Here is a 14,895-nt window from a genome sequence, read left to right as displayed (position 1 = left end):
AGGCAACATGAGCAAACAGAGAATTCTTAGCGGTATGCGGCCCACCGGCCCCCTGCACCTGGGCCACCTTCACGGCGCCCTGGCCAACTGGAAAGATATGCAGGACAAGTACGACTGCTTTTTTTTTATAGCCGACTGGCACGCCCTCACCACCAATTACGAAGACACCAGCAACACCGCCGCCTTTAGGACCGAAATGATGATAGACTGGCTTTCCGTAGGCCTGGATCCGGCCAAGAGCACCTTTTTCGTCCAGTCCGAGGTGAAGGAGCATGCGGAGCTGTTTCTGATATTGTCCATGATTACGCCCGTACCCTGGCTGGAAAGAAACCCCACGTATAAAGACCAAATTGTCCAGATGGAGAACAAGGACCTCTCCACCTTCGGATTTTTGGGATACCCCGTGCTCCAGGCCGCGGACATCATCATGTATAAAGCGCACGGCGTGCCCGTGGGCATCGACCAGGTGCCCCACGTGGAGCTGACTCGCGAAATCGTCCGCCGTTTTAACTATATGTACGGCGATGTCTTTGTGGAGCCCAAGGCGATCCTGACGGAAACCCCCAAACTGCTGGGCAGCGACAACCGGAAAATGAGCAAGAGCTACCAGAACGCCATCAACCTGGCGGATCCCCCGGACGTGGTTTCGCAAAAGGTTTCGGTAATGATCACAGACCCCCAGAGGATGCGGAAAAAAGACCCGGGAGACCCGGACATCTGCAACGTGTATTCCTTCCACAAGATTTACAGCCCGCCGGAAATGGTGGAGCAGGTGAACAAGGAATGCCGGGCTGCGGAAATCGGCTGCGTGCAGTGCAAAAAGCTCATGGCCGCCAACCTGACAGCTCAGTTGGAGCCCATTTACGAAAAGCGCGTCCATTTTGAAAAAAACAGGGACGAAGTCCGGGACATCATCAAAACCGGCAGCGACAAAGCCCGGGAAGTGGCCCGCGCCACCATGGAGGAAGTGCGCGCGGCAGTGAAAATCTAATGGGGTCAAATCTACGTTTGACGTTTGAGAATCGGAACGCATTCCAAAAGACGCTGGTTCCCCGTTTCCGGAAAGGCGTGATGATGATTGCATAACCGCCGCAAACCTCCCGCCGCCTTCCTCCACGGGGATGACGGAGAGCGACGGTAATGGCAGCATTTAGGTTTTGGCTGCCCTAAAAACTCGTTCCCATGCTCCGGCGTTGGAATGCATGCGGGGTCCGTTTTAAGGGCGACTGCCTCCTTTTCGCCTTGCAGTCGCGGTGCTCCCTCGCCGTAGGGGCGCCGCTTGCTGCGCCCGGCAGTTGCGAGGTTCCCTCGCTTTGCTGGTTGATGTTGGGTTCAAAGTCCACCCCGTATTAGCCGGGGCGAAACGTATAGCCGGACTTCCCAACCCAAGAAAAACGTGGGGGGGATGTGTTTGACGCTTCAATTCCATTTGGCAATTCAACAGGCCTGAGGGCTCATGCAAGAGGATCGCTATCACATTCATCTGGACGTCTTTGAAGGCCCCATGGACCTTCTGGTCCACCTGATTCGCAAGAACGAGGTGGACATCTACGACATCCCCATAGCGGTCATTGCGGATCAATACTTGGAGTATGTGGAGCAGATGCAAGCCATGAACGTGGATTTGGCCGGCGACTTTTTGCTCATGGCCGCCACCTTGATGCAAATCAAGTCCCGCATGCTCCTGCCCCGGCATTTTGACGATGAAGACGACGACGAAGATCCCCGTATGGAAATCGTGCGGCCGTTGGCCGAATATCTCCAGCTCAAGGAGGCGGCCGAATCCATTGGGACCCGGCACCTTCTGGGGGATTCGGTTTTCGCCCGCAGCCCGGAGCCCATGGAGTTCGACGACCGGGAGGACGAGGTCATCATGGTGGGGCTGTTCGAGCTCATCGACGCTTTCGCGAAAATATTAGAGAACGTCAAGCAGGAGGAGCTTGTCACCGTCACCGCCGAAACCGTGTCCGTCAAGGAGCGGATCAACCAGATCGCCGATATCTTGGAGGAAAAGCAAACCGTCACCTTTACGGAGCTCTTTGACGAAGATTACACCAAGATGGACATGATCGTCACCTTCCTGGCCTTGCTGGAAATGACCAAATTAAGCATTATCAAGATAGCGCAGCATTTACATTCCGGGATAATTCGTATATTTTACGCCTAAACTATATGGATAACTTAAAATACATCATAGAATCCCTTTTGTTCATCTCGTCCACGCCCCTTTCCATGGAGCGGCTGCGCCAGTCCATTCCCGAGGCGGACGCCAAGATGATACGGGCCGCCCTGGAAACCCTGGGCCGGGAGTACGAACTCCGGGGCGGGGGCTTCGCCCTCCACCATGTGGCCGGAGGATACCAGCTGCGCACGCGCCCGGAGTACGCCCAATGGATCAAGCGCCTGCACCAGAGCCAGCCCGTGCGCCTGTCCAAGCCTGCCCTGGAGACCCTGGCCATCATCGCCTATCGCCAGCCGGTTTTGCGGAGCGACATCGAATACATCCGCGGCGTGGATTCGGGCGGCGTTCTGAAAATGCTTTTGGAAAAGCAGTTGATCCGGGTGCTCGGCAGGGATACGGACAAGCCCGGCAGGCCCATGATATACTCCACCACCAAGAAATTTCTGGAAGTCTTCGACCTGAAGGACCTGTCCGAACTGCCCACGCTCAAGGAGCTGGAAGAGCTTGGCCTGTCCAAAAAGCAAAAGGACGAAGACGACTATGATCCCGACGATCTCTCCCCGGCCCTGCCGGACGCTGCGGGATTCGCGGAATTTCGGAACCGCCGCAACCTCACCCCGCTGGAGCCGCCCAACCTGGGCGCCGGAGAGCCCGTAGAATTTGCGGAGCCGGATCAGGAGGATCAGGAGCAAGGGGACAAGGGCGAGGGTGAGGAAGGCCCTCAGGATTACGCCGTGGACGAAGACCGGTATCCGGAAGGCATGGATTTTTCCGGGGACTCCAACCAGGAGTATGACGAAGAAAGCGGCCCGCACGAATCCGACGCCGCCGACGAGAGGGAGGATTGGGAGCAGGACGAGGAAACCTGGGATGAGCCTCCGCTTAGCCCGGACGAAGAAGACGATTTTTCCTCCGAACCCGGCGACGAAGATCCCATGGACGATTTTTCGGAGGACGACTACAAGGATCGGGATTTCGAGGAGGATTTTGACGATTCCGAGGAGGATTATTCCGGGGAAGAGGACTCCCTGGACGAGGATGATCTCCCGGAGGATGACAAGGATTAGGCCGGCAGACGAGGCCCTCAGCAAAGAGGCTTGGTTTTCCTGCATCAAATGCGGTAAAACCTGAAAAAAGACTTGACGGACCTGACCATATGCCATTATACAGAGCACCAGACGCGGGGCGATTAACTCAGCGGGAGAGTGCTACCTTCACACGGTAGAAGTCACTGGTTCAATCCCAGTATCGCCCACCACACGATTATAAGAGGCTGGTCCCATTCGGACCGGCCTTTTTTATTTCTGGAGACAGAACCCTCCCTTCCAAGCCAAATCCGCAATGCATACCAAGGAGCCTACAAACAAGCAATCATATTCCAGGGTAAGTCCAGGAGCACGCAGGGGCCCGGCTTGCGGGACGGTCTTCAAGAGCAGACCGCCCCTTGCCGGGGTGACGATTTTTGAGGTTGGTGAAAGGGCGGAAATCGCGAGCAAGTTCCGAGGCGCCGCCGCTCTCCGTCATCCCCGTGAAGGTAGGCGGCGGGAGGTTTGCGTTTTTGAATTCATCCTGGCGCACTCCCGGAAACGGGGACCCAGTGTCTTTGTGGAATAGCGGCCGGAAATTGATTGAAAGCCCGGCAGTCGAACAGGCAAATTTCCCGAATGACCGCAAATTGGCGTCAGGCCGCGAACCAATCGGCTTCGGCCGCATCCAAACACGCCAGCCGCTCACAAGTGCGCCGCCGATCCATTTGAGGCGGAAACAAAGCCGCCAGTAAGCCCGGAGCCTCGGTTTGATTGATTGTATTCGGCATGTTTTTTCCTTGAAAACCGATCTTTAAAGGAGTATCAAAAACCATGGCGACAAACAAACCGCGCATTTTACTGACACTTGATGAAGACCTTCTCAAGCGGATTGACGACTACCGCTTTGAGAACCGTATAAACACAAGATCCGAGGCAATGAGAAGGCTTATAAAAATCGGCCTGGAAGCAAAACAGGACCCCGAAAAGGCTTAATCTTAGGTGAGAGTTATGGATGAGGACCGAGGCAGTCAGTTTTCTACTCCAAGACCCACAATGCCAAAGATAGATAGGAATAAATACCCCTTTGGGAGGACAGGTATTTTCATTGCCAATTTAGGACGCAGCATTGCTTATGGCATATGTTCTCTTGTTGCTTTAACGATGTTCATGGCTTCACTTTATTTATTCGTAAAAATGGGCTTTCACTGGCTAAAATTTGGTGTTTGGGGAAAAACCTTAGTGGTTGATGTACTGCCATGGACCGCTACCATTGATACAACTTGGGACGGGGTTGACGTCCTTATTCATTGGCTTTCAAACAGGGGGTTAGCAGGTACTTTGCTTTGCATGAGCCCCATTATTGCAGTTTTAAATGAACTATTTTTCGGGGATTAGAAGTAAAACAGATTTACCATAAGTGCTTGGCACTGCCCTGAAAGGATAGAGCCATGTTAATAATTCATATTTTGTGCGGCTTGGCTTTTTACCCTATATGTATCATCATTTATTATTTTCAAGATATTCTTGCTATTCATTTGCCTTCCTACAGAATAAATGCTGTCTTTGGTAATCTCATTGTTTATATTCCTATGAAAATTTTTCCTGTGTTAATATGGATTGTTTTGGGAATATGGGTTGGCAATTCAAGGGGGTTTTTTGACGCCTACTATATACCGCCTGGATCTGCCTTAGATGAACTGCTTTTTGTCTATTATTTGGCTTGGATTGGAATGATTGTTGGCTTAGCCATAAAGTCCAATTCAAAAGCATGGGAATTAGCCGATCAAGTAGCAAAGAACAGAGAGAAGAGGCAAAGTGACATTTTAAATAGTGAAATGGAAAAAGCTGAAAATGGAGATGCTGAACAACAATTTAATCTCGGATTTCGCTTTCTAAAAGGGATTGGGGTTCCAAGAGATATCTGTAAATCGTTTATGTGGTTTAAAAAGGCTGCATTGAATGGCAATGTTGATGCTCAGATAAAATTAGGGGTAATGTATTTTTTAGGCAAAGGTACGCCTGCCGACTATATCAATGCCCATGCATGGGCGAGCATTGCTTCAGAACATAGATTGGAAGAATCTTCATTAATTCTTAATAAGACTGAGGCATTAATGACATCTTCTCAACTTGACAAGGCAAGAACCTACGAGTCATTTTTAAGAAGCCAAATACCACCTAACAATGGCTGTTCCTAAACAAGTGTGTGCCCTAAGTACCTACTCATATTAACAACCGGGGGCCTATCCCATGGTGTACCCCCCCGCCCCCCTGCCATAATAAAGCATGCTTTCGAGTGCGGGAGCGCGTCATTTGAGGGATAAATTAGAAAGTGAATGCCTGAGTATGGATACAAGCCAAAGGTCCTCAAAACATCCTCTATAACGCCCCCTTTTTATATTTCAGACGGGTATATCCCGGCCCCATACCTACGGAAAAGAGATCCCTTTTGTAACGGCCGAAAAAACGGTAAAGAAACTCCGAAGGTTCCCTCTCCACCTTCCGAAATAACAAAGGTGTTTTTATGACGTATAAATCAATCAGGACATAACTCTTACCCCGAGTTTGATGTGATCCGCATTCCATGGTATGTTTTTTTGAATGGAATATGAAAATTTTTACGATTTTTCATCCAAACTACGACGCCATGCGACGGTCTTTGCATGCTGAATCCAAATCATGGAGGTTTATGTCTATAAGCAAGCGGTATACGACGCTGTTGGCCGGCTTTATCGGAAACGTCATCGAGTGGTACGACTTCGCTTTATACGGATACATGGCGGGCATCCTGTCCAAGCTGTTCTTTCCCAATGAAAGTGAAGTCGCGTCCCTGATTGCAACCTATGGGGTTTTCGCCGCGGGCTTTGTCATGCGGCCCATCGGGTCCTTTGTTTTCGGCTGGATGGGGGATACCCTGGGGCGCAGCAAAACCATGATGGTTTCCATCACCATGATGGTCTTTCCCACCTTTCTCCTGGGATGCCTGCCCACTTTTGACGCTGTGGGAATATGGGCGCCTGTGCTTTTGGTGATCACCCGGATGGTCCAGGGGTTGTCCGTGGGCGGGGAATTCAGCAGTTCCGTAACCTACCTGGTGGAAACCGCCCCGCCTGAAAAGCGCGGGCTTTCCGGCAGTTGGGCCAACACAGGCAGCCTCTTCGGAATGCTGTTAGGGGCGGGCGCCGCCGCCGTGGTCACATCGTTTTTCTCCCACGCAACCATTATGGATTGGGCCTGGAGAACGCCTTTTCTCCTGGGCGGCGTATTGGGCGCGGCATCCATAACCATGAGGCGCAATCTGCCCCAGTCCGAGCATTTTGTGCAGCACCATGACAACAGGGAAGCCACCTCTCCGTTGCTCGAAGTTTTCACGACCAACAGAAGCCAGACGATCAAGGCCCTGATCTTCGCCTCCGCCTATGGGGTTCTTTTTTACATTCCTCTGGTTTATCTGCCGGAGTGGCTCCATCGCTATGCAGGGCTGAAACTGGACGCCGCCTTGATTATCAACACGGCGGGCACGGCTGTGCTGCTCCTTCTCATCCCCTTTTCCGGCATGATCGGCGACAGGCTCATGCGCAGGACCAAATTCATCGCCGCCGCCATGCTGGGCGCCGCCATGGTCTCCTGGCCCTTATATGTCTGGCTGGAAACGGCCGGCATAAGCGGCGCCATTATCGGGCAATTGATCCTGGCCGTCCTGATAGCTGCGCCTTTGGGCTCCGCCCCGGCCATGTTCGTGGAGTTGTTTCCCGCCAGGGACCGGTTGTCCGGGTATTCCGTGGCCTACAATCTGGGGCTGGGCGTGGTGGGCGGAACCACTCCCATGGTCTGCACCTGGCTCATCGATGTTTCCGGCAAGGCCTACAGCCCCGGCCTATATATGGCGGGCATGGCCGTGGTGGCTTTCGGCGCCCTGCTGTTGATCAAAGACGGCAGCAGAGAACCTTTGCCTTAAATCCGGTTAGGCCGGCCCCCGGCATTGTGTGCCGCGGCTGGCCCGGAAAAATGGGCGCCGCAGGCGAAAACCGACCAACCATAATGATCGGCGGAAAAAAAGCAGGGCAAGCCCTGGCGCTGCATCGCCTTATGGAGAATAAAGGTTGCATTTGACATGCAGGGGTGGAGCATGCCCTAGCCTGAACGCGCCGTGCACGTCATCCGGCAGGCGCGGGGAGCCTGCCGCTGCATTTGCGACTCAATTTTCAAAGCCGGACCAGCGTCTCGTATTTGCATTGTTTTCATATTGAGCTTGTCTTTTGCGAAAAAACCGACCAAGATAATGGGCATCCCCCCAAATTTCGCAAACTGTTGCGCCCGAATGCTGCGTCCTGCAATCAACGCAAGGCCTGAAAAACGGTTTTCCGGCTTTGCCGGACGACAAAGGGCGCGCTTCCAGCGTTCGAGGAATGCAAAACACCCATAGGCGGACCTATTTTAAGCCGGAATTGGAGTTGCGTCATGCAAACGGAAGATTTCAAGGACATCCTTTATGACAAAGGCGATGACGGCATCGTCACCCTGACCTTAAACACTCCCAAAAGAAAAAACGCCTTGAGCGCCTATTCCTTTCTGGAGCTCTATTGGGCCATGGAGCATTTTGACAAAGACCCGGACGCCGGCGTGATGATCATAACCGGCGCCAAGGACCCTAACTCCAACGATCCCACCAAAGAGGCGTACAGCAGCGGCGGATACTTTTCCACCGACGTCCTGGAAGGGCTGCCCGAAGAGATTTTGCAGCAAATCGACCTGACGGATATCGCCCAAAAAAGATTTACGGTGAGAATGTTCGACTGCTGCAAACCCATTATTGCGGCCGTGAACGGCTTGGCCATGGGCGGCGCCTATACCATGACCATCGCCGGCTGCGACCTGGTCTACATGTCCGAACACGCCTGGGCCCAGATGCCTTTTTCAAAACTGGGCGTGGTTCCCGAACTGGCTTCCACCTTTTTTCTGCCCCGGCTGCTGGGCTTCCAAAAAGCCAAGGAAATTCTCTATTTTTCGAAAAAACTGACCGCCGCCGACTGCCTCGAGCTAGGCCTGGCCAACGCCGTGCTGCCCCATGATGAACTCCTGGATTACGCCAGGGAGCAGGCCAAAATGCTGTTCCCTCCGGGCGGCGCGGGCCTGGCCATCCGGGAAATGAAGCGCATCCTTCACAAGCCATACATCGAGGCCGTCTCCAGGGCTTTGGACCTTGAAAATGAAGGTTTGAATAAATTGTGGAGCTCGGAAGATTTCGCCGAAGGAGTGATGGCCCGGATAGAGAGGCGCCAGCCGGTTTACAAGGGGAAATAAGCCGGGCCGGGCTTTTGCCGGGGGATTCCTTTTTGATAGGGTCGCGGGAACGGCTATGGTCGCCCCTTTACAGTTTGCCGAATGTATAAATACGTGCTACTATTGAAACCCAGATCAATCGGATAAAATAATCATTGCAAATAATCTTCCCGAACAAAATGCAGGAGCCTACCCATGACCATGAACAAGCAGGAAGTTGCGGATAAAGCCTTTTCCCTGGCGAAAAGCTACGAAAAGAAAAGCGGCGGGTGCTCCCAATGCTCCCTGGCCGGAATCTTTGACGCCCTGGGCGTGGAGGACACGGCTATCTTCAAGGCCGCCACAGGCCTGGCCGACGGCGTGGGACTCACCGGCGACGGCCATTGCGGCGCTTTGTCCGGGGGGGTGCTTGCCATCGGATATTTTTTCGGCCGGGACAAGGAAAATTTCGACGACATCACCAAACTGGTTCCTGCGAATATTCTCGCAAAAAAGCTCCATACCCGGTTTACGGAAAAATACGGAACCTGCCGCTGCCATGACCTCCAGACCTCGTTTTTCGGCCGGTTCTTCAACCTCTATGATCCCGAAGACATGAAGGCCGGCATGGAAGCGGGCATGCTGGAACGCTGCTCCACCCTGGCCGGCGAGGTCGCTCAAATGGCCGTGGAAATCATCCTGGACGCCCAGGAAAAGGCGGCGGCAAGAACATAGCTGCTCCGAATTGCTCCCCGCGAACCGGGAATTGCAGCCGGGGAATCAGACAAGAGGCGCACGAATAAACGCAGGGCAAGCCCTGAAGCTACATTGCCTTACAAACCGCAAAGGTTGAATGTTCTAGTTCCCATGCTGTGCGTGGGAATACATACATAAGCATCTGAAAATAGATCAATTTGATATACCACATACGGATTTTCAAACCCCAAAAATACAAATTTAAACATCCTTCTACGCCCGCCGGGCGCGCCTAATTCCCACGTTCTTCCCAGGCCGCGCCTGCTGCGCTGCCGCGCCCAGGCAAAAAAACGGCCTTGCCTGGGGCGCCCACGGAAAAACAGGCGCCCACAGGGGGGCGCAACTACAGGCAATCGGTTTCGCCCCCCCTGCTTCTCTCTCGCCTAGCCTATTCGATAATCTTCTCTGCAGTACTCAGCAGATCATAGGGGAACGTGACTCCCAACTTCTTGGCAATGGGCATGTTGATGATCAAATCCGCTTCCTGATTTTGGGCTATGGGAATGCTGCTTGGAGAGGCTCCTTTAAGAATTTTCACCGCGGTTTGGGCGGCCCACCTTCCCTGCTCTTCAGGGGACTTGCAATAGGCTATAAGGGCGTACGGGGCCATGAAATCAAAGGCGGTTCCTGCGGGTATTTTTGTATTGGCCAGGGCGAAAGAGCGAAGTTCCGCGGCCTTTTCAGCGTACAAGCCGCCGTCGCTGTCCAGCAACAGCATGTCCGCCTTATCCTGCAGTTGGGCGAAGCCTTTTTTCCAGTCCGAAGCGTCTTTGGAGAAATATTTCACCAGTTTCAGGTTCAAATATTTTTCGATATTTTCCGCCTCTTTGCGGGAAGAGAGGGTATCCGGCCCCAGAAAGCCGATGGTCGACCCTTTGGCATGGGGCTTTAGCTGGGCGAGAATTTTGGTGACAGGCGTGATTTCCACCATGCCCGTGACGTTTCGGCAGGGGAATCCGTATTCCGAGGCGTCCCAATTAACCCCGCAAAAAACCACCGGGGAGTACGAGTTCTTATAATAGGGAGCGATGACGTATTTGGAGGCGTTGTCGTCCACGGCGATGATCAGTTCAGGCTTATTCGCCTGGATCCAGGCCTGCACCTTTTTTGCGGCCTCTTTCTTGAATTGTTCACCGGCGTTTCGCTTTGTGTCCATTTGAAGATGGGTCAGGTCTATATTGTACCCGATCATAACATCTTCAATCCCTTGGACGATGCCGTCGCTCCAAGGATAGCCCCAATGATAGGAGTTGACCACCACCACGCTTATGGGATCGCCTTCCCCGGCCGCGGCGTTAAACCCGATTCCCAAAAAAATCATCAATACACAGAGGACGCAAGCGCCTTTCATTTTCATGGATGTCTCCTTTTCTTTTGACGGCCTTTGGGCTGCAAACCGGCTGCGGCGCCGCCTTGCAGCAGCCCGCAAGACTCAGCGGGTTGTTTCAGGATCCTGGTTGTTCAACCAATTTCCGGATTGTACCACAGGCCCAAGCCTCCTTACAAACCTGCAGCCTGGGCTGCCATAACGCAAGCCGTCTTTTTGCTTAACGCAAGGCCTTGATAAAGCATTCCTCATCATCTGCGGCGGGCTCGCCTTCGGCGATGGCGAAGGGCCCGAATTCGGCCACCCCCTGCACGGTCAGCAGATTTTTCGCCTGATCCAAAACCGACTCCAGGGGAGTGTATTCCCCGCCCTGCTCCGGGGCGGCGAAGACCTGGAGTTTGCTTTCGTCCAGGCCTTGAACCTCCGCGTCCAGGTAGTGGAAGACCAGGGTTGCGGCAAAATTCTCCCGATCCGTTTCCAAAATCCATTGGACGTTGGCCGTTTTGGTTTCTTCGCCCAGGTCCACGTTGTTTTTGCTGCGGATGAGGGTCGCCCGGGTCATGCTGGCGGCGTCGCCGGTTCCATAGTCAATAATGACTCTGGCCGTTCCGTAGTCCTCGGGCAGGGGGTCGCCTGCATGGTCAGTCTGCCTTGTTTGGGCGGAGGCGGGAGGCCTGCCGCCGGAAATCCCGAAGACCTCGCCCGAGCAGGTGCGGGCGTTGTCAGGGCCGTCCGCGCGAAAGGCGCCCAGCACGGCGTCGGGAACTCCGTTGGCGTTGAAGTCGCCGGCGGTCAGGGCGCCGCCGTCGGTCATGCGATCATTGTATCCCGGACCGTAGATGAGCACGTCCTGGCCGCCCGAAAAAATGTCCAGGGTTCCGGAAAGAGCGGCCCCGCCATGGATGATGTAGGCTTCGCCGCAATTGCTGCGGCTTTCCCCCGGGCCGTCGGCCAGGGCGGAAGCCAGGACAAGGTCCTTGACCCCGTCGCCGTTCAGGTCCGCCGCCAGCAGGCCGCCGTCATTGCCCAGGCGGTCGCCATAGGTGGCGCCGTAAACCAGCAGATCCTGCTCCTCCGCGTCCAGATCCACCAGGGTCGGCAGCGAAGCCGAGCCGAACACCACGGCCGCCTCCCCGCAGGACCGGCGGGAGTTATTGGGGCCGCCGGCGTAGGTCGAAGCCATGGCGATGTCGTCCAGGCCGTCGCCGTTGAGGTCGCCCACGGCCACGCCCTGATACTTGCCCAGATAATCCCCCCTGTCCGCGCCCAGGATCGCAACGTCCGATTCGTTCAGATCCAGGTCGCGATTTCCGGAAAGGCCGTCCGCGCCGTAGATCACGTGCACTTCGCCGCAATTGGAGCGATTGTTGTACGTTCCGTCCGCATAGGGCGCGCCCAAAACCAGATCGTCCACGCCGTCTCCGTTCACATCGCCCGAAGCAAGGGCCTGATACCGGGTCAAAGCGTCGCCGTAATCTCCGCCGTACACCCGCAGGGCCGGCGCCGTGAATTTTAAATCAAAGGACGGAAAGGCCTGATCCGCCCCGGCCAGGATATAGGCCTCGCCGCAGCCGCTGCGGGAATCGGAAGGCCCGTCCGCATAAGGCGAGCCTGCTGCGAGATCCAAAATTCCGTCCCCGTTCCAGTCTCCCAAAACAAGGCTTCCGTCCGCTCCCAATTGATCGTTCATGGAGGCGCCGTAGACGATTCCCGCCCATCGGCCCTGAGCCAGGTCCACTGTGCCGGACAAAGCAGCGCCGCCCTGGATGAAATAAATCTCACCGCAGTCATCCCGGGCGCCGGAGGGGCCGTCAGCGCCGGGGGCTGCCAGGATCAGGTCGGCGATCCGGTCGTTGTTCAAGTCTCCGAGACGGATGGCGCCGTCCCGTCCCAGGTTGTCGCCGCAGCCGGCGCCGTAGACGATCAGGTCCGCGCCGCCGTCATCCAGGTCCAAAGTTCCGCTGAGCGCGCTGGACCCGAATATGACGTAAACCTCGCCTCCGCTGCACCGGTTTCCCAAAGGTCCGTCCGCCTGCCAGGCGCCTAAAACCAGGTCCTGAATATGGTCTCCGTTCACATCCCCCACAGCTACGGCCCGGCCCATGCCCAGAGCGTCGTTCGCGGAAGCGCCGAAGATGGTCAGGTCCGGCTCAGGGCCTTCTTCGCCCAGGATGTCCCGGATTCCCCCCAGGCCGGTGGAGCCGAAATACACATAGACTTCGCCCGCGCCTTCACGCACATTGTCCGGGCCAGCCCCGTAGCAGGAGGTTAGAATCAGGTCGGGAACATTGTCGCCGTTCACGTCTCCGGTGAACACGCCCTCCCCGGCCGACACCTTGTCCTGATACTCCCGGCCGAACACGTGGAGGTCGCCGCCCTCGGACAAGTCCTTGAGCGCATCCCCCGCGGGATCCAGCGGAGTGGTTGTCAGGCGCAGCGCGGCGTACTCCTGCACATCCGTGCTCCAGGCATGATCCTTTTGAATCCGCGAGGCCACCGTCCCGGTGATGACATTGGCCGTCTCCAGCCAGTTGAAGCGGCTGTCCGGATCCACATAGGAAAGGTGCGCCCAATAGGTTTTGCCCTCCTCCAAAATGGAAACCCCGGAAAAAGGAACCGTGTACACGGCCGCCTCGGACTGCACCGCCAGAAAATACTGGGACTCCACCAGATCCCCGGGAACGCCGCCGGCGTCCTCCCGGATGCTTAACTCCAGGTCCTGGATCGTCTTGTACCGGACCACCGGCAAAGCCGCGTAATCCAGGTAATGATCCGTGCCCGTAGCCGTCACGGTGATGGGAATGCACCTTTCCAGCTCCATGGTAAACCCGAAGGGGCCGTAGACATAGCCTATCCCCAGTCCGGCGTCCGGAACAAAGGCGTCGCCCTCTCCAAAATTGTCATAGATGGCGTCCGCGCCGGCGAAACCGGTCAGACACAAGCAGAACAAAAGGGCCAGCGCCCCCTTTTTACAAAGGATCATTATCGCACCCCCTCCGATCAGATAATTTTTTGGCGGGAAACAAACGGTAAGCGCAAGTTAAAGCCCGCAAGGCCTGCAGTATTTTAAGAGCTTTAACATGCACTTTTTTATATACCATACGGAGAATAAACTGGCAAGGATGCAACGCGTAAGGAGAGCCTCCCCGCGGCCTGCCGCCGCGGAAGGGCGCGCCGCAAAATAGATGGGCAGCCTCGGCAAAGCAGCAACAGCGAAGGAACCTGGCAACTAAGGGCGCGGAGACCGCGCAACTACAATACAATCGGCTTCAAGTCAGGCGACCCGCCCGCCGAGCCTTTTTGATTTCTTTCATCTACTCAGGCCGCGCCTACTGCGCTTCGCGCCCAGGCAAAAAACGGCCTTGCCCGGGCCACCCTAAAAAAGCGTACATTGAGGGGCGGCAAGCAGGACGGCCATGGGATAAAAAAACCCGGGCCGTTAAGCCCGGGTTTTGAATTGTATAATTTGCAGGGGCGGACGAACGCCGCTCCTGTTATGCTTTCGGCGCCACCATGGCTTCCGGCGCCACCATGGCTTTCTGCATGGCTTCCACGCGCTCCAGCAGGGCCTCAGCTTCCGCCGCTTCTTCTTCCGTAGCGGCCAGGGCGGCGGCCTTATTCAGCTTTTCCTCAGCAACCTTCAATTGCCCGGCCACCTCGTCATTAATAGCGGCTTCGGCTTCTGTCATAAGGACATTGTAATCCAGGGCGTTGATCAGGCCCCAGATCATTTTGCGATTTTCCGTGGTGAAGGAGAAAGGAACCGCTGCGACCAAAGCGGCCCTGGCTGCTGCAGCGTCCGGCTCGGGAGCCGCCATGCTTTCTTCATAGCTGTTCAGGAAAAAATCCCGCGTAATCGCGGCTGCTTCCGCAGCTTTGTAGTCTTCTTTGGCGTCTGCAGGCATGACCATTCCGGGCATGAAGACCAGAGCTTTCATGCCGGCGGGGGCGAAGCGGCCTTTCTTGAGGATGACGCCGCGGGCTTTTTGCTCAAACTGATAATGGCCTGCGTTCAGGAAAGAGGCGAAAACCACACAGGCCATGAGCACGGCCAGAATAACCAGGCTCATGCGGACTTCAGGATATTTGGGCAAGTCAGGCTGGGATTTGACCACCCGCTTGACGGTATCCAATCCTTCAAGCACAGAGCCGTAGGCGGCCAAAGCGCTGTTCTGAACTTTGCCCAAAACGCCTGCTGCAGCCGCTGTTTCCGCTCCGGCTTCCTCAAAGGGAGGATACTGGGCCTGAGCGGCTTCTTCAGCAGCCTTTCTTTCAGCTTCCGCCTTTTCAGCGGCTTCCTTGGCGGCCTTTTCCTCGGCGGCGTTCTTTTCCGCGGCGGC

At 55.4% G+C, this 14,895-nt stretch carries 12 protein-coding genes and 1 tRNA gene; 10 read left to right on the top strand and 3 right to left on the bottom strand.

Features of this window, described 5'->3' with window-relative positions; genetic code table 11:
- Nucleotides 1-7 precede the first annotated feature (7 nt).
- The 10 genes from trpS to BUE18_RS00675 all read left to right on the top strand — a co-directional run bounded on the left by trpS (nt 8) and on the right by BUE18_RS00675 (nt 9,207).
- Nucleotides 8-991: a tryptophan--tRNA ligase gene (gene trpS, locus BUE18_RS00720; protein WP_073471900.1), complete on the top strand. Its 984-nt coding sequence runs from the start codon at nt 8-10 to the stop codon at nt 989-991.
- A gap of 465 nt (nt 992-1,456) precedes the next feature.
- On the top strand, nt 1,457-2,167 hold the full coding sequence (locus BUE18_RS00715; RefSeq protein ID WP_073471898.1) for a segregation and condensation protein A: 711 nt from the start codon (nt 1,457-1,459) through the stop codon (nt 2,165-2,167).
- Between the two features lie 5 nt (nt 2,168-2,172).
- Nucleotides 2,173-3,249 carry an SMC-Scp complex subunit ScpB gene (gene scpB, locus BUE18_RS00710; RefSeq protein ID WP_073471896.1) on the top strand — a complete coding sequence of 359 codons (1,077 nt, stop codon included), beginning with the start codon at nt 2,173-2,175 and terminating at the stop codon, nt 3,247-3,249.
- Between the two features lie 116 nt (nt 3,250-3,365).
- Nucleotides 3,366-3,440 (top strand) — tRNA-Val (locus BUE18_RS00705).
- A 601-nt stretch (nt 3,441-4,041) separates the two neighbouring features.
- Nucleotides 4,042-4,203 carry a ribbon-helix-helix protein, CopG family gene (locus tag BUE18_RS28235; protein WP_211482772.1) on the top strand — a complete coding sequence of 54 codons (162 nt, stop codon included), beginning with the start codon at nt 4,042-4,044 and terminating at the stop codon, nt 4,201-4,203.
- A gap of 15 nt (nt 4,204-4,218) precedes the next feature.
- Entirely contained in the window at nt 4,219-4,605 is a 387-nt protein-coding gene (locus BUE18_RS00700; protein ID WP_139264568.1) for a hypothetical protein, read from the top strand.
- A 53-nt stretch (nt 4,606-4,658) separates the two neighbouring features.
- Nucleotides 4,659-5,408 (top strand): tetratricopeptide repeat protein, encoded by a 750-nt coding sequence (locus BUE18_RS00695; RefSeq protein ID WP_073471894.1) that lies wholly within the window; start codon nt 4,659-4,661, stop codon nt 5,406-5,408.
- A 491-nt stretch (nt 5,409-5,899) separates the two neighbouring features.
- Nucleotides 5,900-7,168: an MFS transporter gene (locus BUE18_RS00690; RefSeq protein ID WP_073471893.1), complete on the top strand. Its 1,269-nt coding sequence runs from the start codon at nt 5,900-5,902 to the stop codon at nt 7,166-7,168.
- Nucleotides 7,169-7,671: 503 nt separating this feature from the next.
- The gene (locus tag BUE18_RS00680) at nt 7,672-8,514 is read left to right on the top strand and encodes an enoyl-CoA hydratase/isomerase family protein (RefSeq protein WP_073471891.1); all 843 of its coding nucleotides are present in this window, start codon (nt 7,672-7,674) and stop codon (nt 8,512-8,514) included.
- Nucleotides 8,515-8,688: 174 nt separating this feature from the next.
- The gene (locus BUE18_RS00675) at nt 8,689-9,207 is read left to right on the top strand and encodes a C-GCAxxG-C-C family protein (RefSeq protein WP_073471889.1); all 519 of its coding nucleotides are present in this window, start codon (nt 8,689-8,691) and stop codon (nt 9,205-9,207) included.
- A gap of 409 nt (nt 9,208-9,616) precedes the next feature.
- On the opposite strand, the gene BUE18_RS00670 is transcribed toward BUE18_RS00675, so the two are convergent.
- The 3 genes from BUE18_RS00670 to BUE18_RS00660 all read right to left on the bottom strand — a co-directional run.
- Nucleotides 9,617-10,585 carry an ABC transporter substrate-binding protein gene (locus tag BUE18_RS00670; RefSeq protein WP_073471887.1) on the bottom strand — a complete coding sequence of 323 codons (969 nt, stop codon included), beginning with the start codon at nt 10,583-10,585 and terminating at the stop codon, nt 9,617-9,619.
- A 190-nt stretch (nt 10,586-10,775) separates the two neighbouring features.
- Entirely contained in the window at nt 10,776-13,538 is a 2,763-nt protein-coding gene (locus tag BUE18_RS00665; RefSeq protein WP_073471885.1) for an FG-GAP repeat protein, read from the bottom strand.
- 511 nt (nt 13,539-14,049) lie between these two features.
- On the bottom strand, nt 14,050-14,895 hold an 846-nt coding region (locus BUE18_RS00660), incomplete at its 5' end, for a hypothetical protein (protein ID WP_211482771.1).

It is taken from the genome of Desulfatibacillum alkenivorans DSM 16219, from assembly GCF_900142135.1.
Taxonomy (GTDB): domain Bacteria; phylum Desulfobacterota; class Desulfobacteria; order Desulfobacterales; family Desulfatibacillaceae; genus Desulfatibacillum; species Desulfatibacillum alkenivorans.
Note: the sequence above shows the minus strand (reverse complement) of the source record. Positions and strands in the feature narration are given on the sequence as shown.

Excerpts from the sequence above, each read along its gene's own strand:
- scpB (WP_073471896.1), top strand. The coding sequence starts at position 2,173 with ATGGATAACTTAAAATACATCATAGAATCCCTTTTGTTCATCTCGTCC.
- BUE18_RS00715 (WP_073471898.1), top strand. The coding sequence starts at position 1,457 with ATGCAAGAGGATCGCTATCACATTCATCTGGACGTCTTTGAAGGCCCC.
- BUE18_RS00680 (WP_073471891.1), top strand. The coding sequence starts at position 7,672 with ATGCAAACGGAAGATTTCAAGGACATCCTTTATGACAAAGGCGATGAC.
- BUE18_RS00695 (WP_073471894.1), top strand. The coding sequence starts at position 4,659 with ATGTTAATAATTCATATTTTGTGCGGCTTGGCTTTTTACCCTATATGT.
- BUE18_RS00665 (WP_073471885.1), bottom strand. The coding sequence starts at position 13,538 with ATGATCCTTTGTAAAAAGGGGGCGCTGGCCCTTTTGTTCTGCTTGTGT.
- BUE18_RS00700 (WP_139264568.1), top strand. The coding sequence starts at position 4,219 with ATGGATGAGGACCGAGGCAGTCAGTTTTCTACTCCAAGACCCACAATG.
- trpS (WP_073471900.1), top strand. The coding sequence starts at position 8 with ATGAGCAAACAGAGAATTCTTAGCGGTATGCGGCCCACCGGCCCCCTG.
- BUE18_RS00670 (WP_073471887.1), bottom strand. The coding sequence starts at position 10,585 with ATGAAAATGAAAGGCGCTTGCGTCCTCTGTGTATTGATGATTTTTTTG.
- BUE18_RS00675 (WP_073471889.1), top strand. The coding sequence starts at position 8,689 with ATGACCATGAACAAGCAGGAAGTTGCGGATAAAGCCTTTTCCCTGGCG.
- BUE18_RS00690 (WP_073471893.1), top strand. The coding sequence starts at position 5,900 with ATGTCTATAAGCAAGCGGTATACGACGCTGTTGGCCGGCTTTATCGGA.
- BUE18_RS28235 (WP_211482772.1), top strand. The coding sequence starts at position 4,042 with ATGGCGACAAACAAACCGCGCATTTTACTGACACTTGATGAAGACCTT.